A 26,185-nucleotide genomic window follows, 5' to 3' on the forward strand; every position below is an offset into this window, starting at 1 on the left:
CATGGCGTACGCAACTGCTGCCGACTACACGGCATACAGCGGCAAGGCCGCGCCCGACGACATCGACCGGCGGCTGGAGCGCGCGGGCGAGCGGATCGACGAGATGCTGTTCGCCTCGGTCTACCCGACCGACGACGCGGGCCTGCCGACGCGGCCGGAGGACGCCGAGGCGATGAAGCGGGCGACGTGCGCGCAGGTCGCGTGGACGGTCGCCGTGGGCGACGAGTTCGGCGTGGCGGCTGCGTTCAAGTCGGTGTCGATCGGTTCGGTCCGGCTGGACCGGGGCGGCTCCGGCGCCGCGCCGCCCCCGCGGTACTCCCCGGATGCCTCGTCGATCTTGCAGCGGGCGGGGCTGCTGCCCGGCTACATCCTCGACGGGAGCGTGTGGTGATGCTGCCCGAGTGGCTGCTGCGTCACAAGGCGATCATCGAGCCGTTCCAGGGGGACGGGGCGTACGGCCCTGTGTTCGGGGAGCCGTTCGAGTCCCGCTGTCTCGTGGACGACGAGCGGCGCCTGGTGCGTGACGCCCAGGGCGCCGAGGTCGTCAGCGATACGACCGTGTTTTTCCCTCCGGGCACGACCTGCCCGGAGGGGAGCAGGGTCACCGTCAACGGACGGGCGACCACCGTCATCACGTCCTTCTCCCGCGATGGCGGCGGTCTGCCGACGCCTGATCATGTTGAGGTGGTGTGCCGCTGATGGCCAACGCCAAGTTCAACGCGAAGATCAGTGGCGAGGAGATCGCCGCTGAGATGCGGCGGGCGGCGGCTCGCGGCCTGCGCCTCGGGACCGAGCACGTGCTGTCGGTGTCCAACCAGCAGGTGCCGCACGACGTGGGCGACCTGGAGCGGTCGGGCTCGACGGTGGTTGATCGGGAAGACCTGGTCGGCGTCATCTCGTACGACACTCCGTACGCCCGCATCCAGCACGAGAACTTGGACTACCAGCACAAGCCGGGGCGAACGGCGAAGTTCTTGGAGTTGGCGCTGCGTGAGGAAGCCGAGACGGTCAAGCTGCTCATTGCCCGGCAGCTCCAGCAGGTGTTCAAGTGACCTGGACGCGCGATCTGCTGACAGGGTTCGCGGTCCTGCTGAGCGAGGCCGGCGTGGCGACGTGGAGCCCGAACGGCATCTACACCGACGCCCAGACTGCGCTGACGATCGGTGGTCTTCCGGCCAAGCCGGATACCGCGATTGCGCTCGCCGTGTACGGCGTGGGCCAGGCTGGCGACGACGTTGAGCAGCCGGACTCCAGCGTGCAGATGCAGGCCCGGTTCCGGGCCAAGACGGACCCTCGGGTTGTCGACGACCTGGCGGACGGCGTGTTCGACGCGATTCACGGTCTGGCCAATCACGCGCTCTCGACCGGCGTGCTTGTGCTGCTCGCGCGCCGCACGCTGATCGCTCCGCTCGGCCGCGACTCCAGCGGCCGTTGGGAGCGAGCCGACTCGTTCGACTTGATGGTTCACCGGCCGTCGCCGCACCGCGACTCGTGACCTCACCTCTGCTGATTGCGGTACCGCAATCAGCGCTTTGACGTGCCCATTTATAGGAGTGATCATGGCGCTGCGAAGCCTGCTCGCTAAGGACTGGAAGCTCGACGTCGCGACGGGTTCCGACCCTGAGAACCTGACCTGGCTGCCCGTGCGGGGCCTCACCAGTTTCCAGGAGACGACCGACGACAACACCGAGGAGGATTCGGACTTCGACGATGAGGAGGGCTGGGGCAGCTCGGTCGTGACCGGCCGGACCTGGCAGATCGAGGCCGAGGGCCGCCGCAAGCGGACCGACGCCGCGGTGTTCACCGCCGACCCGGGCCAGGAAGCCATCCGCAAGGCGGCCCGCAAGGTCGGCTTCGAGGCGAACATCAAGGTCAGGTGGTACCGGCGGGACGGCGCGAACGACGCCTACGAGGGCGTTTGCACCGTCTCCGAGTTCACCAAGGGCGGCTCCGTCACCGACCTGGAGCCGTTCAACTTCACGCTGCTCGGCCAGGGCGCCCCGGTCGAGATCGAGAACCCGGTGGCCGCCCCGTGACCCAGTTCCAGGACCTCGACGAGTTCTTCGACGACAGCCTCCGGCTGCCCGTGGGTGGGAAGACGTACGTCATTCCCGCCCCCGACGCCGAGGTCGGCCTGCTGTGCCAGCGGCTCATGCACGCCAGCCTGGCCGCCGAGCAGGGCGAGACGGTGGACGACCCCAAGCTCAACGAGCTGGCCGAGGTCGTGCTCAACGATGACGAGGAGCGCGACCTGTACCAGCGCATCCTCGGTCCTGTGTGGGACGAGCTGCGCGCGGACGGTGTGTCGTGGCCGAAGGTTCAGCACGTCGGCGCGACCGCGCTGGTGTGGGTCGCGGCCGGTAAGGAAGCGGCCGCGAAGATCTGGGCCTCGGGCGGCGCGGGGGAAGCCCCGGCCCCGAACCGGGCGACGCGCCGGGCAGCGGCGGCGACCTCGACCCGCTCTCGGGGCTCCGCGACTACTACGACCCGGACGACGGCCTCTCGATCTCGCAAGGCCGCACCGTCACGTGGCACGACATCCTGACTCGCTGGGCGCTCGTCGAGCCTGACCTGCACGAGGTGTACGGCATCGACCTCGGCGAGCCCAGCGTGCTGCGCGCCCGGTCGTGGCGGTGGCTGCGGACGCGGTTGCACGGTCTGCTGACGTGTGACTCGCGGCTGGCCCGCGCGCTGGACCCGGGCGAGGGGCAGCGGTGAGACGCGTCCTCGACGCGTTCAGTTCGCCGCGAGATACGGCAGGCGTTCCCCCCGGCCTACCGGCCGCTGGCTTCACCCCATCCGAGACCCCAGGAGGTGAGACCCGGTGGCGCTGAACGTGGGCGAACTCTTCGCGACCATCGACGTGAAGGACCGGGGCACGAACACCGTGCGCCGCTTCATGACCTTCATGCGCGACGCCGCGAAGAAGCTCGACATCGACGTGGGCAAGCTCGGCAAGTCGGCCGGCTCGATGGGTGCCAAGTTCACCGCTACGGCGCTCCAGGTGTCCTCCATGGCGGCCTCGATGGCTGCGGCCGCGCAGGGTGCGGTCGGTCTGGTCGCGGCCCTGGCCCCGGCGGGGGGCATCGTCGCTGCTCTGCCGGGCGTGATCGCTCTCGGGCAGGCGGCGCTGGCCACGCTCAAGATCGCCCTGGCTGGCGTGGGAGACGCCTTCTCCGCGGCCCTGGGCGATGACCCGAAGAAGTTCGAGGAGAGCCTGCAGGGGCTCTCACCTGCGGCGCAGGCCGCCGCGCGCGAGCTGCACTCGGTCAAGCCCGCGATCGACGGACTCAAGAGCGCCGTGCAGGACGCCTTCTTTCAGCCGCTGGCCGGGCAGATCCGGGCCGTGGCGGACGTCGTGGTTGGGCCGCTCCGGTCCGGCATGCAGGGGGTAGCCAGGGAGTTCGGTCTCGCGGGTGCGGAGGCGGCGCGGTTCGCCTCCTCCTCGGCGACGGTGTCAGCGATCACGAGCATCTTCAGCTCACTGCGATCGACGGTTGCCGCGCTGCAGCCCGCCATCCAGCCTGTTCTGGCCGGTTTCCGCGACATCGCGGTTGTGGGCGCGTCCTTCTCCTCCGGGCTGGCTCCCGGCATCGCTTCAGCGGCTCAGAAATTCGGGGAGTTTCTATCGAACGCTGCTAAAAGCGGTACCGCACTTAGCTGGATGCAGGGCGCCGTGGACGTGTTCAAGCAGCTCAGCCAGGTCGGCGGCGATGTGATCGGCATCGTCAAGTCGATCTTCTCGGCGCTGTCCTCCGGCGGGTCCGGGGCGCTGGGCGTGGTCGGCCAGCTCCTCGATCAGCTCAACGCGTTCCTGGCCAGCGCGCAAGGCCAGCAGGCGCTCGTTGCGATCTTCAGTGCTTTGTCGCAGGTCGGAAGCGCCTTGATGCCGATCTTCCGAGCGCTCGGCGGCGCGCTCGCGCAGGTCGCGCCGCACGTCGGCGCCATCGCGACGGCGCTCGGTCCGGGGCTCGCTGCCGCGGTGTCCGCGCTCGGGCCGGCCCTGGCCGCTCTGGGTCCTGGGTTGACCATGGTCGCCCAGATGCTCGCACAGGCGTTCGCATCGCCTGAGCTGCAGTCGGGGTTGCTCATGCTTGGGCAGGGTCTCTCGGCTGCACTGGTTGCGGTGACCCCGCTACTGCCGGTAGTGGCCCAGCTTGCCGGGATTTTGGGCCAAGTCCTCGGTATTGCGCTGAGTAATCTCTCGGCCGCGCTCGGTCCAGTGATCGCCGCCTTGTCTAGCGCGCTGCAACCTGCCCTGTTGTCCATTTCGTCCGCTTTTGCCCAACTCGGCCCTGTGATGCAGCCCATTTATGCAGCTTTTGGGCAGATTTTGGGCGCAATTATGCAATCACTGCTTCCGCCGATCTTGCAACTGGTCCCCTCGTTGCTAAATGGGCTAGTTCCTGCCTTTATCGAACTGTTCAGTGCTGTAAGTCCGCTTATTCCGCTTTTGACCGATTTGCTCGTCATGGCGATCAGGGACATCCTGCCCGAGGTCGTCCCCGTCATCCCGATCGTGACCAAGCTGGGTCTCGCCTTCGTTGATCTTGGTGTCAAGGTCGCCGCGATCGTCGCGAAGATCAAACCCGCCATCGAGGCCGGGGTCCAGATCTTCCAGTGGATGTACAACGTCCTCGTCGGCCACAGTGTGATCCCGGACATGGTCAACGCCATCGGAACGTGGATCGGGACCAAGCTCATCGGCTGGTTCACCGCACTGCCAGGCAAGATCAAAAACGCGATGTCGTCCATAGGCCCGACCATGGCGGGCATCGCCCAGGACGTCGTTTCCGGCTTCTGGAACAAGCTCCAGTCGCTGGCCAGCGGCCTGTACAACAACGTCCGCAGCTTCTTCTCCAACATCGTCGAGAGCGCGAAGGCGGCCCTCGGCATTCAGTCGCCGAGCAAGGTGTTCGCCCAGATCGGAGCCTTCATGATGCAGGGCATGTCGATCGGCGTGGACAAGAGCCGTGGGGTCGTCGTCTCGTCGCTGAAGAAGGTCTCCGCTCTCGCGGCGCGGACGGCGATGCCGGACCTGTCGGTGCCCGGCGTGACCGTCCCGGATGGGCTCGGCGGTGGCCGGGCCATGTCGCGGACGGTGGTCAACGTGACCAACCACTACCCGCAGGCCGAGCCTACGTCGGTGACGGTGAACCGCAGCCTTCAGTACGTCGGCGCGATGGGAGTGATCTGAGGTGCCAAGCTACTCGCTCGACGGCGTGCCGCTGGACCACCCAGCCGGCTGCTGGCGAACCAAGAAGGGGACACAGCGCAGGCCCTTGCCGGGCGCTCGGGCCGTGAAGGTCAGCGTGCCGGGTCGGCACGGTGACATCCCGGTCGTCGGCCTCGACCTGGAGGCCACGAGCTTCGGCCTGACGTTCAAGGTCACGTCGGCTACCCCGTCGGGGGCGGACGGTGGCTATGAGCAGATGGAGAGGAACTTGGAGGCGTTGAGCGCTCTCCTCGGGATGCGGCATCGGCTGATGAAGTTGCAGTACCAGGCCGGGTCGCTCGTCCGCGTTGCCGACGTGACGATCACGGCGATGTCCGAGCCCGAGGTCAACACCGGTGCCGCGACCGCTCGCATCACGGCCGTGGTCGAGGTGCCGGGCGCGCTGTGGCGGGACGAATCCGTATCCACCTGGGCAGGCGCGCCCAACCAGCTCGCCCAGGCGGTGACCACGCTCGCGAACTCGACCGGGCCTATCACGGACGCGCTGCTGCGCTTCACCGGCCCGGCCGTGCAGCCGTCCATCGGGGACGTCGCCACGGGCGGCTGGATGCTTCGTCCGGGTGGTCTGCTGGCGGGTGAGAGACTGCTGATCGACTGTGGCCGGATGCAGGCCGCGGTCGTCACATCTGACACGTGGGAGCTGACCGCCGGAGACGACGTGACCGGGGAGATCGACGCGATAGGCCCCGGCTCACAGTTCAGGTGGCTGCACCTGACGCCGTCCGTCGCCGTCAGCGATCCGTTCTCCCGAGCGGTACTGATTTCTACTTCCGCCACGGGCACGGACCCCTCATCGAAGATGGAGATCCGAGCCTGCCGCGCCTTCCTGTAGGTCGCGACAGCGGGCGCGGCCTAACGGGGCGTCGGGGCGAGAAAACGGAAGCCGTGCCAAATCTACGAGTTCGGATTCGCGGGCGGTTCGGATCCACGGATGGTTCGGATCCACGGATGGTTCGGATCCACGGATGGTTCGGATCCACGGATGGTTCGGATCCACGGGCGGATCGAACCCACGGGCGGATCGAATCCACGGATGGATCGAATCCACGGATGGTTCGGATTCGCGAGCGGTTCGGATTCGCGGGCGGTTCGGATTCGCGGGCGGTTCGGATTCGCGGGCGGATCGAATCCACGGGCGGATCGAATCCACGGATGGATTGGATTGCAGGGGATTTAATTCATTTCATTTCATCCATGGATGGAATGAAATCCCGGCTGGATTGAATCCATGGGGCGGACAGCGGGGCGTCGAATCCGCAAGGAAGGTGGCTGCTGCAACGACAACGTGTAGTTGCTAGACTGGGTGAGCCCTCGCGACAGGCCGGTCCTGGCCGAGTTGAGGGATTTGGGGTAACCCCGCTCCTGGCCGCCAAACCGTAGAAGCGGGGCCTGTCGGACCAGCTAGCGCTATTAACTAGCTAGGCCCGATCCCCTTGAGGAGGTCGAGCAGGGCGATCAGTAATTGGATCATCACCAACCACTCCTGATCGTCCGGCTCGCCCGAGCCCGCTGCTTGCATTCGTCCCTCCATCCGGACCGATGTGCCTTGCAGGCGACCGTGGTCCGTTCGGCCGCTCCGCGAGCAACCCACGTGGACTGATCCAGTTGGGTCTCCCGCAGCACGGCCGAGCCAATGTGTGGCGAAGCGAAGCGTGAGCTACAAGCCGTTAGTCTAGCGCGCCCCAAACCTCGGCATGCCATTCTTTGTGGCTGTAGGAAACAGTAGGGAATGCTTCTACAACTGCGGCTTGAGTAACCTCCGCAGGTCAGCAGTCCGGGCGACACATTCGCCACACATTTTGGCCTAGTGGAATGTTTCCAAGCTTGGGTCAACAAGGAGGCGGGCCGGTGTCGTTCGACCTCCGACTTGTCGCATTTGCCCCATTCGGTGACCGGCTAGGCGTGCTCCCACATCCACTGTCAGTCGAGGCTGGCTGGCCGCTCAACGACGTGCCGTCGCTGAAGCTCAGCTATACCACCACGGCGACCGGCGCAGCCCTGCTCGACCAACCGTGCGAGATCGCCGTCGAGTGGAGCACGGACGGAACCGTGTGGACGGAGGCGCGGGACTCGCGGTTCCTGCGCATCAAGCGCCGCGGTGACGGCTCCGACCGGACGGGGCTTACCCAGTTCGAGCTGCCCGGCTTCGTCTGGATGCTCCGCAAGATCGTGCTCCACCCTGGCGTGACGCCGCTGGTGGACGGCAGGCGGGCGTTCCTCAGCGCGACGGCGGGCGAGATCCTGCAGACGTTCATCGCCGAGGCCAAGGCACCCGGACGCGAAGGGGTACCGGGCCTGGACTGGGACTTCACCCCGGAAGAGGACAGCGCAGGCCACGCCTGGAACAAGGTCATCAACCTCTACTACCAGCCCGGCATGGACGCGCTGACGGCGCTGCAGAACCTCAGCGAGCAGGGCGTGTGCGACTTCCGCATGTCCGGCCGCACCCTGCAGGTGTTCAACCCCGACACCCTGAACGACGACCTGGCGATCGGGGCCGCCCCGGTGGATCTGAGGTACGGCCGCGACATCGCGGAAGCGCCGGACGACGGGACGTTGGAGGACCTGGCGTCATCGGTGCTGCTCGTCGGAGACAACGGCCTGATCAAGACGTTCACCAACCCTGCTGCGGCGCAGCCGTGGGGACGGTGGGAGCAGTACGTTGGCGCTGGCGGCGTCTCCGACGAGGGCACTGCGACGATCCTCGCGCAGTCCGCGCTCGAGCGCGCCGGAGGCGAGCGGGTGCAGCGCACGCGCGGCGTCGTCTTGTACGGGGCGCGCTGGCTGCCGCTGAAGGACTACCGGCCCGGTGACCGGGTGCTCGCGCCGGGAGACGGCGGGACGCTGGAGTCACTGAGGGTCCGGCAGGTGACGTTGGCGCGCAGCTCCACGGGCGTGCTCGGCGGGTCTCTGGTGCTGCATGACCGATTCCTTGAGCGGGACATCCGGCTGGCCAGGCGGACAGCCGGGATCGTCGGGGGATCGACCGCTGACGGAGGGTCCGGCGCGCGACCGGCTCCGGAAACGCCCGAGCCGCGCACGCCGGCGGCCCCGACCGGGCTGATCGTGAACCCGCTCCCGTACATCGACGAGCACGGCCTGCCGCACGGGCAGGTGACGGCCACGTGGGGCGCGGTCACCGCTGACGTGGGCGGGGTCGCGTTGAACGTGGGCGGCTACGAGCTGTTCATGCGGATCAACGAGACCGGCGCGCCATGGTTCCTCATCACCTCGACCGAGGCGGGCGACACCACGGCGACGTACTCGCCGCTCGTCATCGGCAAGTCGTACGCCTTCAAGGTGCGGGCGGTGAACCTCGGCAAGGTCGGAGCGTTCTCCGAACCGGTGGTGGTGACGATCCCCGACGACGACGAAGCGCCGCCGGTGCCCACTGCTCCGCAGCTCTCCGCGCGTCTCGGCGTGGTCCGGGCCACGTGGGACGGGCTCGGCATCGGCTCGGTGCCGATGCCTCCGGACTTTCTGCACGTCCGCGCGTGGATGCAGGACCCGCTCGCGCCCGGCTGGTCGGAAATCGGCGTGCTGGGTGAGGCTGGGGCGATCCTCGTCCCGGGGCTGCCGTACGGCGCAGACAGGCAGTTCCGGTTCACGTCCATCGACAGGTCCGGCAACGAATCGGCCCCGTCCGCGTCGGCAACGATCGCCGCGGTGCAGCTCGTCCAGGGCGACGCCGCGTCCGGGTCGATCACGACGGGCGCGTTGGCCGCGAACGCGGTCACCGCCGACAAGTTGGCCGCCGGGTCGGTCGAGGCCGAGCACATCACGGCCGGCGCGGTGGTGGCCGACAAGCTCGCCACGGTGCTCACGTTGTCCACGCGGGTCGTCGCGGGCAGCGCCTCCGGGGCACGGGTCGAGCTCAACAGCTCGGGCCTGGTGGCGTTCAACGGCTCCGGCCAGCAGACCGCCAGCATTTCGGCGGCCACGGGCGCGGTGTCCATCGTGGGTCAACTCGCGTCCGGGGTGACCGGCGCGCGGATCGTGGTCAACCCTGCGGGCGCGGCAGCCCCGGAGATCCGGTTCATCCCCGGCAGCGGGATCAATCAGTCGCGCATCTACAGCGACGGCTCCCGCTTCACCGGGGAGGCGACGCTGGTCATGGAGTCGGGCACCAACCAGGCGAGCACCGCGATGTGCCGCCTCACCCATGCGGCTGGGTTCTGGCAGGCAGCGATCCTGAATCCGTCGAATGGTGAGCAGCGCGGCGGCGCGGTGTCCGCGGTCGAGGGGCAAGCGTCGATCGGGTGGATGCACCCGAGCCAGCAGGACCAGCTCCTCGTGTTCGACCAGTCCGGGACATTCCACCGGGGGACGTGGCTGTACGCCAACGACTCCGGCTTGATCATGCTGTCGGTCTCGGTGTCCAGGGGCGCCACCTACTACCAGGTGGCTCTCGGCTTCTCCTTCCCGAGCGTGCCGAAGGTCACGTTCACGGCTGAGCAGACCACGACCATGCAACTCTTCAGCCGCACCAACAGCGACCTGTTCTTCTTCGACCCGTCCGCCGGGACCCCGCCGCCGGCGCGGACGTTCCACATCTGGGCCTGGAGGTGACGCGGTGCCGGACGATTGGCAGGTCACGGAGGTGACCGACACGGCCGACGAGTCAGGGCGGGTCGAGGCGTGGGAGATCACGCTGACCCGGGCGGCCGATGGGGTGACGGTCGGGGTGTTCCTGCCGACGGTGGCGATCGAGTCCACCACCGTGGCGTGCGGGCTGGCTTCGACGGACGAGGCGATCGACGTGCTGATGCACCGTGCCGTCCACCCGATCTACGAGCCGAACCTGCCCGAGACGAACCCGTGGCAGCTCAGCGGCGAGCAGGCCCGCGCTGCCGTGCTGGAGCGGGTCGAGCGTTGCAAGCGCGACCACGCGACCGTCACGACTGCTGTACCGAAGGCTCGTACGGCGGCTGCGCGGAAGGCGGCTGACGTGCTGGCACCGCTGCGGGCAGTCCGGATCGACCCGGTGAAGGCCGCGGCCACGCGACTGGAACATCAGCGGGCGCTCCTGTCGGCGGGGGCGTGATGGAAGACCTGGTGGTTGAGCCGGGCCGGATCATCACTGTTCTGCGGCGCCGCGTCGAGGAACTGACGTACGAGAACGCCGTGCTGTCGGCGGCGGTGGACCAGCAGCGCGACGAGATCAACGAACTGAGGGGGATCAGCGTTGCAGGTGATCATCCCAGGTGAGCCCGCGAAGTTCGCACTCCGGCTGGTGGCATACGCGCCGAACGGCGGTCGGCTAGGTGTGCTGCCTCAGCACAGCGGGTTCGAGCTGGGCGACCCGCTGAACGACGTGCCCAGTCTCAAGGTGACCTACCCGGACGGCGGGCTGAACGCGGACCTGATCGCAGGGCACTGCGAGGTCGCGGTGGAGTACGCGGCCAACAGCGGCTCGTGGGTTGAGCCGCCGAATGCGAGGTTCCTGCGGATCAAACGGCGCGGGGACAGCGCCGACCGTACCGGTTCCCGGTCATATGACCTGCCGGGCTGGGCGTGGATGTTGCGGAAGGTCGTGCTATACCCGAACAGCGCGATGGTGGACGGCAAGCGCCAGTTCAACGCGGTTTCGCCGGGCGAGATCCTGGCGACCTTCATCCAGGAGGGGAAAGCGCGCGGCGCGCTGACGCACCTGGAGTTCAACTTCTCGCTGTCGGAGGACAGCGATGGGAAGGCGTGGGCGAAGGCGCTGACGCTGGCGATCGAGCCGGGCAAGGACCTGCTCAGCGTCCTGATCAACTTGAGTGAGCAGGGCGTGATCGACTGGCGGATGCAGGGCCGCGAGCTGCAGGTGTTCAACCCGGACACGGTGCTCGGCCGGGACCGCGCATCTGGGCCAGCGCCGGTTGATCTGCGTCTTGGCCGGGACGCCACCGAAGCTCCGGACACGGGGACGCTGGAAGACGCCGTGTCCGCCATCCTGATCGGCGGCGAGGCCGGCCTGTCGGTCGAGGTGACCAACGAGGCCGCCGTCGCACCGTGGGGTCGCTGGGAGACCTACCAGTCGCAGAGCGGCGTCTCGGATGTGGGCACGGCGAGGCTGCTGGGCGAAAACGCCCTGGAGCGGGTCGCCCGCGAACGGGTGCAGGTCACCCGCGGCCTGATGTTCGACCGCGCGCGGTGGCTGCCGTTCGAGCACTACCAGCCGGGAGACTATGTGCTCGCGCCGGGCGACGGCGGCGCGATGGAGTCGCTACGGCTAAGACAAATCACTCTGTCGGTGGACAAGGACGGCCAGGTCGGCGGCAACGTCGTCTTGAATGACCGCTTCTTGGAGCGGGAGATCCGTCTGGCCAGGCAGGCCGCCGGGATCCTCGACGGCGGGGTTGGGTCGGGCGGCTCCGGTGGCGAGCCGGCTCCGGAGTCGAACAACCGAGTTCCGGCGGCGCCGCAAGGTCTCGTCGTGAATCCGATCACCTACACCGACGAGAGCGGATACCCGCGAGGCCAGGTCACCGCGACCTGGGCCCCTGTCGTGGCCGACGTCGCCGGAGTGGCGCTCAACATCGACGGCTACGAGCTACTCGCCCGCGTCAACCAGGCGGGTACACCGTGGATGCAGATCGCAGTCAGCGACGCGACCACCGTGGCCTACGCACCTCTGCAGGTCGGCACCCAGTACGCGTTCAAGGTGCGCGCGACCTCGGCCGGGGTGAAGGGCAACTTCTCCTCCCAGGTCGTTGTGGAGATCGAGAACGACACGGAGCCGCCGCCGGTCCCGAGCGCGCCGCAGGTGTCCGCCCGGCTTGGAGTGATCCACGTCGCGTGGGACGGGACTGGCATCGGTCTTGCGCCGATGCCAGCCGACTTCCACAGGGTGCGGGTGTGGATGCAAGACCCGTTCAACCCTGGGCCGGCCGACGTTGGCTACCTACAGGCGGCTGGGTCGATCGTCGTCACTGGCCAGCCGTACGGGGCGCTCCGCGAGTTCTGGTTGACCGCCCTCGACCACGCCGGTAACGAGTCGGCCCCGTCCGGGAGCGCGATGATCGCCGCGGTGCAGTTGGTGGAGGGTGACGCGGCGGACGAGTCGATCACGGCAGGTGCCATCGCGGCCAATGCCGTCACCGCTGACAAGATCGCGGTGGGCGCGATCGAAGCGAGTCACATTGCCTCGAACGCGATCACGGCCGACAAGCTGGAGGCGGTCCTGGCCCTGGCCACGCGGATCGTCGCTGGTGACCCGGTCGCGGCGAGGGTGGAGCTCAACGAGGAGGGCTTGGCCGCGTTCAACGAGGGCGGCATGCAGACGGTGCTGGTCTCCTCGACTGGTGCTGTGAGTTTCGTTGGGCAGCTCGCGACGGGGTTGACCGGCAATCGGCTCGTCATCAACCCGACCGGGGCGACGCGGCCGGAGATCCGGTTCCTGCCGGGCACTGGGACGAATCCGGCGCGGATGTACGTGGACGGGTCGATGTATCCCGGTGAGGCGACCATCGTCACCGTGTCGGGTGTGAGCGGGTCGGGCACCGCGCAGGCTCAGGTGATCCACGCGGCCACGGACTACCGAGTGCACATCGTCAACCCGACAACCGGGTTCGCAGGTGGGGGCTACCTGTTCGCGAAGCCAGCCGAACTTGAGATCGGCTACAACGACATGAGCGCGAACCTGAACCGCTTCAAGTTCTCTGCTCCTTCGACCCAGTTCGCCGGGAAGTGGTCGTTCACAGGGAGCGAGGCTGGGCTGCTGATGCGGGCGGTGTCGCTGTCGGGCGGTGCAGCCTACAACGTGAACTGGACGTTCACGATGTTGACGGTCCCGCGCGTGGTTTTCACGGTCGACAACCCCATTCCTGACCGGCTGAGCTTCCACATGCGGAATCCGACGACCATGACTTTCATGCTGCGCAGTAACGAGAGCAGCTTGGGGTCGCCGCCCTTTTTCGCGGTACTGCTGAACATGTGGGCCTGGCGGATGTAGACGAGGGAGAAGCGATGGCGGTTGAGCAGTGGCGGATCACTGAGGTCCGTGAGGTGAGCAGTCCCGGTGAGGATGCATGGCTGATCACGTATGAGTCGGTAGACGGCGGGCCCGGCGCGGCGTTCGTGTCGTATGTGCCGAAGGAAGCGATCGAGGTTCGTGCCGCAGAGTACGGCCTGACCAGCGTTGACGAGGCACTGGAGGTGATCCTGCATGCGCCGCTGCTCGCTCCCGCCCACGCGGCCGGGAAACTGGACATGCCAGCCCCTGCGCTCGTCGATGTCGAGACCGCTCGCGCGCAGGCTACCGAGCAGCTTGCTACCTGCAAGGCCAAGTACGGCGTCGTGACGACGGCGGCTGCCGGGGCTAGCCGAGTGGCCAAGGCTGATCCGTTGCAGGTCATCCGGGATCAGACGAGGATCGACCCGATCAGGGCGGCCACGATCCGTATGGAGATGGACCGATACCGGCTGGCTCACGCGGCCGAGTTGGAGAAGGAGGCGGCCGGTGAGCGTGCTCCTGCCTGCTGATGTGCGCCGGTACGGGCTCTGCGCGGTGGCCAGCGAGGACCTGCTCATGGAGCTGTGCGAGATGGGCGCTGTGACGGTATGAGCGACGAAACGCCCAACCTCGCACTGGCCCTGGCGGAGCTGCGCGGCGCGGTCGAGCTGGGATTCGAGCGGACCAACGGCAGCACAGCGCTCATCCTCCAGCGGCTCGACCAGGTGGACGATCGGCACGCCGAGTTGGTCAAGCGGGTCGAGCAGGACCGCGCCGCCGCTGAGCTTCGCTACGTCACGCTGGAGGCCCGGCTGGACACGGTGGAGCGTGAGGCCGTCACACGGTCTCAGCTCACCGAGCGGACCCGGCAGATCATCGCCGTCGTCACCGTCCTGGTCGCCGTGGCGGGCGCGGTGATTGCGCTGATCCAGCTCACGCGCGGCTGACCTTTCAATTCGTATCTTCCCGCCGGGCGCGGCCGCTTTGTCGCGCCCGAAGACCCTTCCAAAGGGGGAGACAACTGATGCCTTGGCTGATGCAGCTCGCCGACGTCGCCCGTAAGACCGGCTTTCCAGTGACCGAGGTAGGCGGATGGAGGACCCGCGGGCACGGGCCGCAGCCCTCCGTCGAAGGCGTGGTCTGCCACCACACTGCCGGATGGAATGACCGGCACGTCGTGGTGAACGGTCGCCCGGGTCTGGATGGTCCACTCAGCCACATCTGGTTGCAGCACACCGGCCGTATCTGGGTTGTCGCGGCCGGGCGGTGCTGGCACAACGCGCCGAGCACCAGTCCGCACCACATGAACGCCACGAGCATCGGCATCGAGGCCGAGAACGACGGCCGCACGCCGTGGCCCGACGTACAGGTCGACGCCTACGAAGCCCTCTGCGCCGAGCTGTGTCGAGAGTTCGGCCTGTCGGCCTCACGGGTGAAGGCGCACAGGGAGGTCAACACCGGCAAGCCCGACCCGCACTCCATCAACATGACCCACTTCCGGGAGCGCGTGTCCGCGCTGATCAAGAGGCCCGGAGTCCCGATCAAGCAGGAGGAAGACGTGCCCGAGGTCATTTCCCTCGGTGCCGGTGAGGACCAGGAGGTCCCGGCTGGCGGCGAGGCGGCGGTGCGCTGGCACACCGAATACACCGACGATCCGCCCGGCCACAGCGCGGACGGTCTCGCAGTGCTGGCCAAGGCGAGCCGCTGGTGCATCGTGGACGGTCTGGTCAAGGTCCGCGGGCTGAAGCCGGGCACGGAGATCGACGTGGCCTGGTCGCGCTACTCGCGGGACGGCAAGGAGTTCGAGGACGACGCCTGGCGGCTCAGCATACGCGCCGACGTCAATGGCCGCGTCGAGTCCAGCGTGGGCGGTCAGTTCGCGCTCAACACCAAGAACCAGCTCCGGCTCCGGATCATCAACCCGACCGACGCCGCGGCGGTCGTCGAGAAGGTGTCGATGGCCAAGATCTCGATGTTCAGCCGCTGATTGCGGTCCTGCTTTCAACAGAGGAGTTACTCCCGTGTCCACCCCTACCGAGACCGCGCCAAGGATCGGCCGGATCGTTCACTACAAGCTGTCCGGCCACGACGTCTCCATGATCAACCTGGAGTCGATGCAGTCGTTCGGGGGCCAGGGCGTCATCCGCTCTCCCGCGAAGCTCGGCGACGTCCTCCCGGCGATCATCACTCGCACCTACGAGGGCAGCGGGTCCGCCGTCAACCTCCAGGTGTTCCTCGACGGCAACCACTCCTACTGGGCCACGTCGCGCTCCGAGGGCACTGACCACGGCCAGTGGTCGTGGCCGCCCCGCACCTGATCTTCAACCCATAGCTTCCCGCCGTGGTGGCGGACTGTCCCGAAGGAGAGGCACATGCACGCAGATCCCCAGGTCACCTACTCCAAGCCACCCGTCGAGACCAAGGTCAAGGCGATGGGCCTGACGGCCTACCTCGCCGGTGTCGCCGGTATGGCGGTGCTGCAGGCGGTCGCTGACGACCCGTCGATGATCGCGTTCCTGCCCGACTGGATCGAGGCGGTCACGCTGCCGTTGGTGCCGACCGCGTTGGCAGCCGTGGCCGGCTTCAAGGCCCGGCACACCCCACGGCCGGACCTCCCGGCCAACCAGCGGTAGATCCCTTCTAACGAGCGCCCCGCTCCTCCCTGTCCGGGAGGGGCGGGGCGCTCTTCGCGTTTCGGAGAGGTGCCGACGAGGGACTCAGCGAGGCGGCCGGTTGTGCCGTAGAGCTGCTGTCAGCCCCTCAGCCGCGATTTTCACCGAGCGGGTAAGCGTGTCCAGCAGCGGTTCTGACAGCTCGCCAGCTCCCAAGCCAGAAGACGCCACCAGACGGGTGAGCGCCTGTCGCTGCGGTTCGGGCAAGCGGTGGCTATGTGTGAGCACGTCGCGGGCGGCGTATCCGTCGCCGGACTCGATCGCCTCCGTGGCCACCTGGGCTTGAACACGGTCGGACGTTTCGGCGTCGGTGCCGTTTGCGAGGATGGCCACCGTCAGGCCAAGCCGGGCGCGGAAGACCGCGTAGCCGGGCAACGGTTCACTTCCACGGAACTGCTCGACCATCGCGGTAACGTTCGTGCTGGCCGACGTGGTGTTCTCGTCCGCGCACATCACGTTCAAGCAAGTGCCGACCAGGTGTTCCCAGGGCTCGGTCAGTGTGCACTCCTGCAGTGCTGCCTGGGCCGCCTGGAGTTCGCCGTGCAGGCGGTGAGCGATGATCTCGGCTTGCCGTCCTTCCATGAGATGCTCGCCGATCCCGTTGTGGACCCGGGCATGGGTGACCGCCTCGTCCCAGCGGTCCGCGAGCGCCAGAGCGCGGATGCCGTCCGCGAGGTATTGCAGCCAGACCCATTCGCGTAGTTTGTGATGCTCCTGTCGGGTGCCGGTGAGGTTGGCCAGTGGCAGGGTGCGGTCCTCGATCACCAGGTCGGTGCCGTTGACGGCCGCCTGGTACATGACGTCGAGCAGGCGTAGCGCGTGCTGCCCGTCGTTGGCGCGGATCTGGATCCGGGCGAGGTTGAGTGCGGGTTCGAGCATGTACCTCGCCTGGAGCACGCTCAGCGGGTGACCGGCGGCACGGTAGATGTTGATGTGCTGCCAGCACAGGTCACGGGCCAGTTCCGGCAGGCCGCAGTCGCTGGCCAGCAACGCGGCCTTGTTCAGCGCGTGCGCCCCCTCGTGCAGGACGTCTGCGCCTGGACGAGCGACACTGTCGGCGATGTCGGAGATCTCCTTGACCCGCTCGGGGAGCGGCGGGCACGCGGGCCGGGCACGGCCGACGAGCGGGAAGTGGCGGACGGCGGCGTGCAGCAGAGAGTCCATGGTCAAGTCCTGGGCAGGAAGGCGGCCGAGGCCGCGTGGGAGAGGATGCCTTGCGTGGTGGCCGACAGGCCGAGCCGGTTCCAGTGGAAGATCACGACGTGGGCGAGCAGCGCTCGCAGCCCGCGGTCGAGGCAGCCTTCGGCGGCGGCTCGGCCGAGCTGGTTCCCGGCGGTCTGCCACGCGGCGAGCCAGGGCGCGGCGAACGCGGCGGCACCGCCGAGGGTGAACGGCTCACTGTCGGGCTGTGCGGGTACGGCCAGCAGCGTGCGCACGTTGGCGGTCAGCTTCTCGACGCGAGCGGTGTCGGTGTCAGCAGGTGCGGGCCGCATCTGGGCCACCCGGGCGAAGACGTCGCCGCGCTCGAACCAGTCCAGGCCAGCGGCCTGCAGCAGGGCGCTGACCAGCACGATGGACAGTTCCCGGCGGCCGAGATCCGGAGTGTTCTGGCGGGCGTAGTCGAGGACGCCCCGGCTGTCGGCGCAGAACAGGGCATGCGCGGCCTCAACCCCGGCCGGGCCGCCGAACGCCGCGGTTTCCGGCTCGTACACGGTCGGCCACCAGCGGGTGAGCGCCCCGGCTTCTACCAGTTCGTCGAGGACCTGGTTGACGGCGCACATGTCGGCGTCGCGTAGCCGCAGCCGCCACCCAGGGGGCTTACGCAGGAACCACCACCCGTCGACCGCTCCGCGCGTCTGGAGCTGGTCGAGGCGCGGCCCGAGCTGGTGGGCGCCGGTCTCCTCGGCGGTGTTCCAGTCAGGGAACTGGACGCGGAGCTGATACCAGCCCGCGTCGGCGCGGCGTTCGAGCGCCGCGAGCCCGGCGGCGTGGTAGGTGATCGCGGCTTCGTCGAGGTCGGCCGCATCCACGCCGACATCGGCGGCGGCAGTCTCCAGGTCTGCCCCCGCGAGGAGGGCGAGGATACCGGGGGCGAGCTGGGGCGGCGCGGCGGTGGTCAGGTGATGAGGAGGCATGCGTCCCATCCCGAGCCCGGGGGTGTCGTGTGTCGTGCGGTTTCCAGAGCAAGGCCGACACCGGCGGCGCCGTCCGGGAGCCCTCCGGCGTCGGACGGGTTGTCTGCTGCGCGCTGTGTGAGCGCGGCCGCGAGCGCGGGGAGGCGTTGACCGATCGCGGGATTCGCGGCGTCGCCCGCGGCCCGGAAGGCGGTCTGGTACACCCCTGCCATGCCATGGCACAGCCCCGCGTCGGTGATCTTGCTGAGGTGCTGGTCCGTCAGGCAGCCGGCCATGGCCTTCTCGGCGGTCCCGCGCCGGGCGGGGTCGCCGGTAGCGAGCCCGGCGAGTTGGAGCGCGCGGGCGATCCCAGGCGTGCCGTAGCACCAGGACGGCCGGCCTGGGCCGGTCTGGATGGTGCGGCCTGTGCGCAACTCGTCGCGGGTGATCCACTGCGGCCACCACAGTCCGTCCGGCGAGGATTGCCGCCACCGGTCGAACCAACGGCCCAGCCGGTAGATCGCGTCGACTTGGCCGGGCACCCTGTAGCCGCGCAGCGCGGCAAGGGACAGCAAGGCGAGCGGCCCGGCCGCGCCGTGCGCGAGGCCGAGGTTGGCGTGCCCGCCGGGGGTGGGCAGCAGCGGGTCCGGGTCGTGATCGACCCACCAGCCCGGCAGCTCTTCGCCCTTCACACGGCGCGGCTTGGTCAACTGGATCATGTAGTCGAGGACGCCGGAGAGCAGGTCGCTGCCGGGCGCTCGCAGGAGCAGCAGCGCGCCGATCCCGGTCAGCCCGCGGAACAGGTCGTATTCGGCGAACGCGGCTGGGGCGCGTCCCCGCATCCGTTCCTCTGCGGTGGCCAGACGTCGCTTGGCCAGCCGCGCGATGTGCTTGTCCAGGGCGCGGGCCGCCGCCTGATAGCGCGGATGACCGTTCTTGGCGGCGGCGTGCAGGACGAACGCGATGGCCGGCGCCCCGTAGTAGAGCCCGGCGTGCGGCGCGCCGTCGATCGGCCCCGCCGTGGCCTGCCGGATGTGGGCGTGAGCGCTCTGCCAGTCTCCGGTACCGTTCAGGGCGCGCTCGATGTGCAGGAGCGCGGTGGCGGCGGCGGACCCCTTCGCCAGTGATTGCCGCTCCACGTCGTGCGCGCTGAGATCCACGTGTTCCCGTGTCTCGTTCATCGGGCACCTGCCAGGGCGAGGCGGCGCAGCGCGGCCGCGCGGGCGAGACGGCCCGTCACCTTCTCGAACTCCGGGTCGACGCCGAGGGCTCGCACGTGGTGGTCGTGCAGCAGGGTCCGCAGCACCATGGACGGGTCGCGCTGCAGGGCGAGGGCGTGATGGTAGACGGCCAGCGCCGCATCGCGGGCCCGCCATGTGGCGGCGACGGCTTCGCCGCCCGGAAGGGCGCGCACGGCCTGGTAGCCGTCGGCGGGGTCGGCCCAGCGGAGCGCGTGGTCGCGCAGCGCGCGATCCAGTGGCCCGGTCTGCTGTTCCAGACAGCAGACCAGCGCCCCGTAACCGGCGGCGCTGTCGGGGGCGAACGCGGCGGCGAGATGCGTCATCGAGGCGGCGGCCAGCGCCTGGCCGGGCAGATCGGCGGTGGCGGCCATCGTGATCTGCGCGATGGCCGCTTGGGTGTCGGCGGCGAACACCTGCTCGGCCGCCGCCAGGGCGGCGCCGTCGCCGTACCGGCCGGGCTGCTCATGGTAGGTGGCCAAGGTGAGCTGCGCGGGCAGGCCGCCAGCCTCCAAACGGGCGGCGAACGCGGCCAGGGCTGCCGCGACCGGCCCGTACTGGCCGGGATGGGCCAGGCGCAGGAACACCGCGAGATGCTGGTCGGCGTCAAGCCGGATCATGTCCCGGTGGCGGCGCACCCACCAGGAGGTGACCAGGTCGGCTACCTCGTCGGCGAAGGGCGGCAGGTGCCGGGTGAGGATGTCGTCGAACCGGGCCGGGTTGCCCACCAGATGGGCGCACACCATCGCGGCGGCACCCGGCCGAAGGGCGATGCCCGGGGCCGCGGTGGCCGGGAGGTGCTGGGGTGGCGGGTTGATCGCGGTCAGTGGGATCAGCAGCTCGGCCGGTCGGCCGATCCAGCCCAGCCCTGTCTGCGGGTGGTCGTCTTGAAGCTCGACTAGGCCGGCCCGCTCCAGCCGTGCCCGGAGCACGGCGCGGTCCATCGGCTGATCAAGGTCGAGCGGGAGCCGGAGGTCCTCGTGGCAGAGCAGGACGCGCGCGGGGAGCCGCCATCGATGCCGCTGCGCCTTCAGCGCCGTGTCCCAGTCCTGGCTGGTGGTGGGTAGGTCGGTGGTGGTGAGGAGCCAGCGGGCGGCGGCCAGGATGGTGCGCCGGTAGCGGATGCGCGGCAGGTATGGCAGCGTGCGGGCGGCACCGTAGTTGAACGGCCGGTAGACCGCGCTGCGCGCTTCGGCGATCTCGGCGAGGAACCGGGCCAGCGGCGGCGTCTGCAGGACGGTGTCCAGCGCGTGCGGGATCCTGGGGGCCACGCGCAGGCCGGTGGAGGACTGCACCAGGTACAGGTGGGCGGCATCGGCGGTGACCGCCAGGTCGTCAACGCCGATCGCATCGTCGCTGGGGTGCTCGCCCAGGTGCACGAGGTGCGGGAGGAGCGGCGGGACCCGCGTGACGTTCTCATTGTGCGGGCGGCGGGGCGGGAAGGAGAGCTGTACCGCCACAGCGCTGGAGCCGCCGTGCCGTGCGTGGGAGGCGGCGAGCCGGCCGCGATCGTCATCGTCCAGCAGGTGCGCGAATCGTCCGGCCATGCTGGTGCAGGCGCGGGGATTGGCAACGACGCGCAGGTCGAACTCGCCCCGGTTGATCGCCTCGGTGGAGGTGGCGTGCAGCGTGACGCCGAGTTCGACGCGCTGTGGCGGCACCACGGTGTCGTGGTCGCCCACGGTCAACGCCTGGATGTCCGCCTCGGTGAGGGTGATTTCGTCGGCTCCGGTCATGGCGGCTTTCTGGATGAGGGCCAGCAGGTGGGTGTCTCGCTCGGTGAGGGTGCGCCAGGTGGGCCGGGCGCGGGGGGCGCCGAGATAGCCGCCGGGGAAGCCGAGCCCGGAGTCGGACACCAGCTCTTTCACCGGTACGAGAGCGCCGGGGCCGTAGCGGGCGAGGAACCGGGCGTGGTAGTCCATCCACGCGGTGCGGCCGAACGGTTCGGTGGACAGGCGCAGCAGGACGGTGGCGGCGCGCGCCGCCTCCTCCAGTACCGTCTCGGGGACGGCGATCCGCGCGTCGAGAGTGACGTCGATGGCCAGCCCAGGGCGCGGGGCGAGCGCGGCCATACGCGTACTGGTCGTGGCGCGTATCGCGGCGGCCTGCTCGGGGCTGGCGGTGTTGTGGCGGGCCAGCAGGTCGCGGATGTCTTCGAGGCGGCCCAGCAGCGCAGCGATGTCGGCCAGGTCGCAGCCCGCTTTGCGCAGGACGTCGATCAGATGGACCAGTGGGTCGGTGGCCGTCATCGGCGGGCGCAGGTTGGTGATCAGGATGTGCTGGTCCACGAGCGTGTTCAGCAGCGCGAAGACCTTCTCCGAAGGCGCGTCGGGCAAGCGGGCGGCCAGTTCGGCGGCGAGCCGGTCGAACCGGATCGGTGTCGCGGCTGTGGCCAGCGCGAACCGCGTGGGCCGGGTCAGGCGCACCGACACTTCGCGCGCCGGGCCGGGGATGCGGGCGCCGCCTTGCGCCCGGGTGGCCACGATGAAGCGGCCGTCGCGGACGATCCCGAAGCTGTCGGTGACTACGGTCAGGCGCGGGCGCAGGCTCTGATGCTGCTCGATCTGGTCGATCAGGTGGGTGACCCAGTCGGCGTCCACTCGCGCGAGCGCCTGGTGCCGGGTGCCGAGGTCGGCTTTCGCGGGCCCGACGTCGGCTGCGGCGACTCCGGCGAACAGCCCGAACGGGGTCGGGCGACGCTGCCAGCGCAGCAGGTAGGTGGCGGTGGCCAGGACCGCACGGCGCACGCCGTTGGCCGAGGTCGTGGCAGCTTCGTGCAAGCCGTCGACACGGGCGGCCAAGGCGGGGCTGGCCATGCGCAGGGCTTCCCGCACGTCGTCGCGGGCCCACGCCTTCGCCAGCCACGCCCGGCCTTCCCGCAGGATGACGGCCGGGTCGTCCAGATCGAGGCGTGCGGGTAGTTCCAGGTCGCCCGGATCGGTGCTCGCTCGCACCAGGACCAGGCCGTTGTGCCGGTAGCGCGGGGGGACGCTCATCGTGATCCCCTGTCCCTGGGTGGATGGTGAGCCGCGCCGCCGGCGCCCACACACCGTGTGGGCGCCGGCGGCGGACAGTGGTTCAGGAAGGGTCGTTGGAGCTGGTGGTGCACGCGCTGGTGCTGCACGAGGTGCCGCACCCGTCGCTGGTGTCGCACATCATGGTCACCAGCGGTGTGGTGGCCTCCACGACGCGCATGTCCAGCTCGAACTCCTCATCGGCCACGACGTCGGTGGCGTCGAGGGTCACGGTTGGAGCCATCGGGTCACACTCCTCACATTCCGGGGATTGGGTGTGGGCATCCTGGCCCGCCCGGGTGGGCGGTCGCTCAGCCGGTGGGCCAGGAGATCGTGACAAGACCGTGGGTCTTGTGCAGGGTGGCCATGCCTTCGGGCAGGTGGGTGGGGGTGTTGCCGGTCGGCCAGTAGGCGAAGGTGGGCTCCGGCCGGTTCCTGGCCTGCTCGTCCCACGCCTGGATCTGCTTGACCATGGCGGTCGCCGCGTCCTGGCCGTGCGGCCCGTAGGCGCGGGCCCCGAACTCGACGCCCGCGCCCTCCAGCGCGGGGCGCACCGACAGGTAGGCGAAGGAGTCGCCGCACACCTCGGCGAAGGGGAACCAGGTCTTGCGCTCCTGGGCCAGTTCGGTTCCCTCCTCGACGGCCAGCCTGCAGAAGCCGGGCAGGAAGCTGGCCAGCCACAGGTGCAGGTCGGCGAACGACACGCCGTGCTTGATGGTGATGCCGGACCACGCTTCGCTGCGCCCGCTGGCCAGGACGCCGTCCAGCAGGCCGGGATCCTCGGGTGCGCCGTCGTCGAACCGGAGCGTGACGATGTGGCCGTGCGGGTCGGGCAGTCGGAACTCCCGGTCGAGGTGCTGGCCTTCTCCCTGCATGGGGACGAAGCCGCACACCACCGCGGACGTGCTGACGAGGTGGTCGTTCGTGCGGCGGAAGGCGATGGAGCGGCTGATGCCGTTCATCCGCAACGGCACCACGAGCGTGCCGCCCTCGGCCAACTGGCGTAGCCAGGCCGGAGCCAGGTCCCACGCGCCGACCGTCACGATGATCGCGTCGAACGGCCCGAACCCGGAAATCTCCTGCTCAGCGTCGGCTGTGATCACGGTGACCCGGTCGCCGTACCCGGCGGCGTCCAGAAGCACGATGGCGCGGTTGGTCACTTCCTCGTCGATGTCGACGCTCACGACCTGGCCGTTCGGCCCGACGATTTCCGCCAGCATCGCCGCATTCACGCCCCCTGAGCCGATCTCCAGCACGCTCGCGCCTGGCATCAGCTCGGCCTGCTCGATCATCGCGACCTGGACGTAGGCGGCGCTGACGGAGGAGATGGCCACGCCGTGCTCGTCCCGCTTGGTGACCACCGCGCTGTCGGCCTGGTAGGTCACTTCCAGCGGAGTGTCGGCTGGCACGAACGCGTGCCGCGGCACCGCGCGGAACGCGGCTTCGACCTGGGCCGACGTGATGTACCCGGCCTCCTTGAGCTCGTCCGCGAGTTTGTCCCTCAGCTCAGCGGCTCGCGCCTGGCCGATGCTCTCGTCATTCACAGATGGGTCTCCTCATGGTGTGTCTTCTTGTCGCCGGTCTTGCGGAGGGCCTTGGTGCGGCGCGGGTTCACGCTGGCCGGATCGGTCATCGGTGTCCACTGGCCACGCCGGGGCTGGGAAGCGCTGCGGGGGTGTCGTATTCCGGTTGTTCGCCTTGGCGGTGATGCTCTGCGTGGTGCTCGGTGACGAGAGCCACGTAGACGGCGACGGCCTGGGCGTTCCTGCCGCGCCCGGCCTCCTCGTACCGGCCCTCCTCGGTTTGGCGTAGCACGAAGTACTGGCCCCCCTCGGACGCCACCTCGTACTTGCCGCAGCACGAGGTGTGCGAGACCCGTAGCACGCCGCCCGAGGGGAGGTACGGCTCCCACCGGACTGCGGGTGCGCCGGGTTCAGCCGGCGGCTGGGGTTGCTTGGTCATCAGGTGTCTCCACGCTCGACCTCGTCGTTGGTGCAGGCGAGGAGGCGGCGACGGGCGACCACTCGTCGGCGGTGGGCACGCTGGGGGAGAAGCAGCCGTATGCGAGCGCGGCCAGCAGGACGGCGTCCATAGGTGGTCTCCGGAGAGGTGGAGCGCTGTTCGCGCAGGCGGAATGGGGGAGGGAGACGGGCGGCGAACACCGTCGTCCGTCTCCCTCGGCCCGGCCGTCATGCCGCGGGCGGGGTGGGCTCGCGCGACCGGAAAGAGGACGGCCGGGAGATGGATCCCGCCGTCCACGGCGTGGCGACCATCACCGTGGACGGCGAGCTTGGGCGGCGCGGGCGGGGTGAGTGTGATCGTGGATCGCCCGCCCGCGCCGCAGTGCACGGGGCCGCCCCGACCGGCCGCGCACCCGACGTGGAGCCGCTGCCGAGTTCGGCGGCCTGCCCGGTCACGTCGCGTCATCCGGCCGCTCTCCGCAGAGCGTCGGGGAGCTGCTCGGCGAGCAGAGGAGGCACCGGGCCGTTCACGGTGAGACGGCGAGCCTCGTTCTGGGTGGCGCGAATGAGCGGCCACAGCTCCAGAGGGCTGCGGCCCTTGCAGTAGATGCCGTTCTCCGTCCCGTGGCCCCGCCAGTAGGCGGTGAGGTGCTGCCCGCCTGGCTCCCAGAGGACCAGCCACCACTGGCCAACCTCCTGCTCAAGCTGGGCCGCCCACTGACGGCCGAGGCGAGGATCGATGATCAGGTTCACGACGAGCCCCCGAACGCTGCGACGGCTGCGACGAAGTGCGCCCGGCCGACCTCGAGCGGCATCGTGGTGTCCGGCCGCCAAGTGGACGCCTCGACCAGGCCGGGCGGGAGCAGGGTCAGCCCGCTCAGGAACATCCCCTCGATCACGTCCAGGGACCTCGGGTAGATGTCCGCCGTGGGCTTGTAGTCGGCGATCATCTGAGCCCGCTCCTCGCGGGTCAGGAGGTCGTCTCGGGCGTGGGAGAAGATGAAGAGACCGGCCGGGAAGTGGGCCATGTACCGGCGCAGGATGCCACCCGGGTTGGCCGAATCCGGCGCGAAGTGCGCCAAGGCCGTAGCGAGGATCGCGACGGGCCGGCTGAGGTCGAGCAGGCTGGCCTCTTTGCGGCTGAGAACCGCATCCACGTCCCAGGCGTCCGCCTGGATTACGCCGGTTGCGCTAGAAACGTCGAGCAGCGCCCGGCCGTGGACCGTCACGTGGGGGTCGTTGTCGACGTACACGACGCGGGCGTCCTTGCAGTGGCGGACGGCGATGTCGTACGTGGACGGAGAGCCCTCCGGCGGCAGACCGCACCCGAGGTTCAGCCATTGGTGTATCCCGGCCTCCGCGGCAACCACCGTGGTGGCTCGGGCGACGAACGCAAGCTGCGCCTTCGCCGCAACGACGATCTCGGGCGCGGTCTTCGCGAGCGCGCCCGCCACGTTCCGGTCGTGCGCGAGGTTGTCCTTGCCGCCCGTGACGGCGTTCCAGACGCGAGCTATCGACGGTCGTGAGAAGTCGTGACGGTCCCCGCCGCGCGCGTGAGGGGCGTCTACCTCGGCGGCGCTCATGAGGTTTTCCCTTCACGGTGCCGGCGGGTCCGGCTGGCTTTACGCTTCTGCATGGGTCAGGACCTCGATTCCTGATCAAGGCCCCGGAACTCCCCCGGTGTTCACGCACCGGGGCCGGGGCCGCTCTTTTGTGGTGGAGGCTTCAGGTGGCTGAGGCCCGGAGGTGGAGCGATGCCAAAGGCCCTCTAACGCGGCACGTAGCGAACTCGCGGCCGTGCGCTGGGCTGAGATCGTCGGCAACAACAGCCAGTACCGGCCCGGGGGCATCTGCTGCTGGGCTGGAGGGAGAACAAGGTGGCGCCTGATGTCGGCAACTTGCTGATCGGGTAGTAGCCAGTGGTCGGCTGCGCCAGCGGGCACGAGGAAGTAGAGGGCACGTTCTACGGGATCGACAATGACAGGCGTGCTCGTGTTCGACAGTCGTTGAA

General features: G+C 69.1%; 27 protein-coding genes. 18 read left to right on the plus strand and 9 right to left on the minus strand.

All coding sequences use genetic code 11. The features are described 5' to 3' along the window. Nucleotide 1 precedes the first annotated feature (1 nt). The 18 genes from ACZ6S0_RS07015 (at nucleotide 2) to ACZ6S0_RS07100 (ending at nucleotide 15,808) form a co-directional block, all read left to right on the plus strand. Nucleotides 2-391: a hypothetical protein gene (locus ACZ6S0_RS07015; RefSeq protein ID WP_465914267.1), complete on the plus strand. Its 390-nt coding sequence runs from the start codon at nucleotides 2-4 to the stop codon at nucleotides 389-391. Further along, entirely contained in the window at nucleotides 388-699 is a 312-nt protein-coding gene (locus ACZ6S0_RS07020) for a hypothetical protein (protein ID WP_465914268.1), read from the plus strand. The genes ACZ6S0_RS07015 and ACZ6S0_RS07020 overlap by 4 nt, the downstream gene beginning before the upstream one ends. Then, nucleotides 699-1,052, plus strand: coding sequence for a hypothetical protein (locus ACZ6S0_RS07025; RefSeq protein WP_465914269.1), 354 nt, complete (start codon nucleotides 699-701; stop codon nucleotides 1,050-1,052). Before ACZ6S0_RS07020 ends, ACZ6S0_RS07025 begins: the two co-directional genes overlap by 1 nt. Next, complete coding sequence (locus tag ACZ6S0_RS07030; protein WP_465914270.1) at nucleotides 1,049-1,495, plus strand: minor capsid protein; 447 nt, start codon at nucleotides 1,049-1,051, stop codon at nucleotides 1,493-1,495. Before ACZ6S0_RS07025 ends, ACZ6S0_RS07030 begins: the two co-directional genes overlap by 4 nt. A 64-nt stretch (nucleotides 1,496-1,559) precedes the next feature. Then, nucleotides 1,560-2,036 carry a phage tail tube protein gene (locus ACZ6S0_RS07035; RefSeq protein WP_465914271.1) on the plus strand — a complete coding sequence of 159 codons (477 nt, stop codon included), beginning with the start codon at nucleotides 1,560-1,562 and terminating at the stop codon, nucleotides 2,034-2,036. Further along, nucleotides 2,033-2,545, plus strand: coding sequence for a DUF7426 family protein (locus tag ACZ6S0_RS07040; RefSeq protein ID WP_465914272.1), 513 nt, complete (start codon nucleotides 2,033-2,035; stop codon nucleotides 2,543-2,545). Before ACZ6S0_RS07035 ends, ACZ6S0_RS07040 begins: the two co-directional genes overlap by 4 nt. A gap of 35 nt (nucleotides 2,546-2,580) precedes the next feature. Next, complete coding sequence (locus ACZ6S0_RS07045; protein ID WP_465914273.1) at nucleotides 2,581-2,718, plus strand: hypothetical protein; 138 nt, start codon at nucleotides 2,581-2,583, stop codon at nucleotides 2,716-2,718. A 106-nt stretch (nucleotides 2,719-2,824) separates the two neighbouring features. After that, nucleotides 2,825-5,197, plus strand: coding sequence for a phage tail protein (locus ACZ6S0_RS07050; protein ID WP_465914274.1), 2,373 nt, complete (start codon nucleotides 2,825-2,827; stop codon nucleotides 5,195-5,197). 1 nt (nucleotide 5,198) lies between these two features. Continuing rightward, nucleotides 5,199-6,068, plus strand: a complete 870-nt coding sequence (locus ACZ6S0_RS07055; protein WP_465914275.1) for a hypothetical protein — start codon at nucleotides 5,199-5,201, stop codon at nucleotides 6,066-6,068. A gap of 1,070 nt (nucleotides 6,069-7,138) precedes the next feature. Further along, nucleotides 7,139-9,805 (plus strand): phage tail protein, encoded by a 2,667-nt coding sequence (locus ACZ6S0_RS07060; protein WP_465914276.1) that lies wholly within the window; start codon nucleotides 7,139-7,141, stop codon nucleotides 9,803-9,805. A 4-nt stretch (nucleotides 9,806-9,809) separates the two neighbouring features. Further along, complete coding sequence (locus ACZ6S0_RS07065) at nucleotides 9,810-10,280, plus strand: hypothetical protein (protein ID WP_465914277.1); 471 nt, start codon at nucleotides 9,810-9,812, stop codon at nucleotides 10,278-10,280. Beyond that, the gene (locus tag ACZ6S0_RS07070; RefSeq protein WP_465914278.1) at nucleotides 10,280-10,444 is read left to right on the plus strand and encodes a hypothetical protein; all 165 of its coding nucleotides are present in this window, start codon (nucleotides 10,280-10,282) and stop codon (nucleotides 10,442-10,444) included. Before ACZ6S0_RS07065 ends, ACZ6S0_RS07070 begins: the two co-directional genes overlap by 1 nt. Next, a complete protein-coding gene (locus ACZ6S0_RS07075; protein ID WP_465914279.1) occupies nucleotides 10,422-13,175 on the plus strand; it encodes a hypothetical protein in 2,754 nt (917 codons plus the stop codon). Before ACZ6S0_RS07070 ends, ACZ6S0_RS07075 begins: the two co-directional genes overlap by 23 nt. Before the next feature lie 14 nt (nucleotides 13,176-13,189). After that, the gene (locus ACZ6S0_RS07080) at nucleotides 13,190-13,705 is read left to right on the plus strand and encodes a hypothetical protein (protein WP_465914280.1); all 516 of its coding nucleotides are present in this window, start codon (nucleotides 13,190-13,192) and stop codon (nucleotides 13,703-13,705) included. A 78-nt stretch (nucleotides 13,706-13,783) separates the two neighbouring features. Further along, nucleotides 13,784-14,122: a hypothetical protein gene (locus ACZ6S0_RS07085; RefSeq protein WP_465914281.1), complete on the plus strand. Its 339-nt coding sequence runs from the start codon at nucleotides 13,784-13,786 to the stop codon at nucleotides 14,120-14,122. Between the two features lie 89 nt (nucleotides 14,123-14,211). Next, the gene (locus ACZ6S0_RS07090) at nucleotides 14,212-15,162 is read left to right on the plus strand and encodes a peptidoglycan recognition protein family protein (RefSeq protein ID WP_465915214.1); all 951 of its coding nucleotides are present in this window, start codon (nucleotides 14,212-14,214) and stop codon (nucleotides 15,160-15,162) included. 34 nt (nucleotides 15,163-15,196) lie between these two features. After that, entirely contained in the window at nucleotides 15,197-15,493 is a 297-nt protein-coding gene (locus ACZ6S0_RS07095) for a hypothetical protein (RefSeq protein ID WP_465914282.1), read from the plus strand. Between the two features lie 54 nt (nucleotides 15,494-15,547). Then, nucleotides 15,548-15,808 carry a hypothetical protein gene (locus ACZ6S0_RS07100; RefSeq protein WP_465914283.1) on the plus strand — a complete coding sequence of 87 codons (261 nt, stop codon included), beginning with the start codon at nucleotides 15,548-15,550 and terminating at the stop codon, nucleotides 15,806-15,808. Nucleotides 15,809-15,892: 84 nt separating this feature from the next. Here the strand turns inward: ACZ6S0_RS07100 and ACZ6S0_RS07105 are convergent, their stop codons facing one another. The 9 genes from ACZ6S0_RS07105 to ACZ6S0_RS07145 form a co-directional block, all read right to left on the minus strand. Next, a complete protein-coding gene (locus ACZ6S0_RS07105; protein ID WP_465914284.1) occupies nucleotides 15,893-17,011 on the minus strand; it encodes a hypothetical protein in 1,119 nt (372 codons plus the stop codon). 2 nt (nucleotides 17,012-17,013) lie between these two features. Continuing rightward, a complete protein-coding gene (locus ACZ6S0_RS07110) occupies nucleotides 17,014-17,982 on the minus strand; it encodes a thiopeptide-type bacteriocin biosynthesis protein (RefSeq protein WP_465914285.1) in 969 nt (322 codons plus the stop codon). After that, nucleotides 17,964-19,142 carry a lanthionine synthetase C family protein gene (locus ACZ6S0_RS07115; RefSeq protein WP_465914286.1) on the minus strand — a complete coding sequence of 393 codons (1,179 nt, stop codon included), beginning with the start codon at nucleotides 19,140-19,142 and terminating at the stop codon, nucleotides 17,964-17,966. Before ACZ6S0_RS07115 ends, ACZ6S0_RS07110 begins: the two co-directional genes overlap by 19 nt. Further along, nucleotides 19,139-22,195: a lantibiotic dehydratase gene (locus ACZ6S0_RS07120; protein WP_465914287.1), complete on the minus strand. Its 3,057-nt coding sequence runs from the start codon at nucleotides 22,193-22,195 to the stop codon at nucleotides 19,139-19,141. The genes ACZ6S0_RS07115 and ACZ6S0_RS07120 overlap by 4 nt, the downstream gene beginning before the upstream one ends. 82 nt (nucleotides 22,196-22,277) lie before the next feature. Further along, nucleotides 22,278-22,457, minus strand: a complete 180-nt coding sequence (locus ACZ6S0_RS07125; RefSeq protein ID WP_465914288.1) for an FxLD family lanthipeptide — start codon at nucleotides 22,455-22,457, stop codon at nucleotides 22,278-22,280. A gap of 67 nt (nucleotides 22,458-22,524) precedes the next feature. Then, nucleotides 22,525-23,757, minus strand: a complete 1,233-nt coding sequence (fxlM, locus tag ACZ6S0_RS07130) for a methyltransferase, FxLD system (protein ID WP_465914289.1) — start codon at nucleotides 23,755-23,757, stop codon at nucleotides 22,525-22,527. An 85-nt stretch (nucleotides 23,758-23,842) separates the two neighbouring features. After that, nucleotides 23,843-24,175 carry a hypothetical protein gene (locus ACZ6S0_RS07135; RefSeq protein WP_465914290.1) on the minus strand — a complete coding sequence of 111 codons (333 nt, stop codon included), beginning with the start codon at nucleotides 24,173-24,175 and terminating at the stop codon, nucleotides 23,843-23,845. A 461-nt stretch (nucleotides 24,176-24,636) separates the two neighbouring features. Then, entirely contained in the window at nucleotides 24,637-24,927 is a 291-nt protein-coding gene (locus ACZ6S0_RS07140) for a hypothetical protein (RefSeq protein WP_465914291.1), read from the minus strand. Continuing rightward, nucleotides 24,924-25,757 (minus strand): SAM-dependent methyltransferase, encoded by an 834-nt coding sequence (locus ACZ6S0_RS07145; RefSeq protein WP_465914292.1) that lies wholly within the window; start codon nucleotides 25,755-25,757, stop codon nucleotides 24,924-24,926. Before ACZ6S0_RS07145 ends, ACZ6S0_RS07140 begins: the two co-directional genes overlap by 4 nt. Nucleotides 25,758-26,185 lie beyond the last annotated feature (428 nt).

It is taken from the genome of Nonomuraea sp. NPDC051298 (assembly GCF_055586305.1).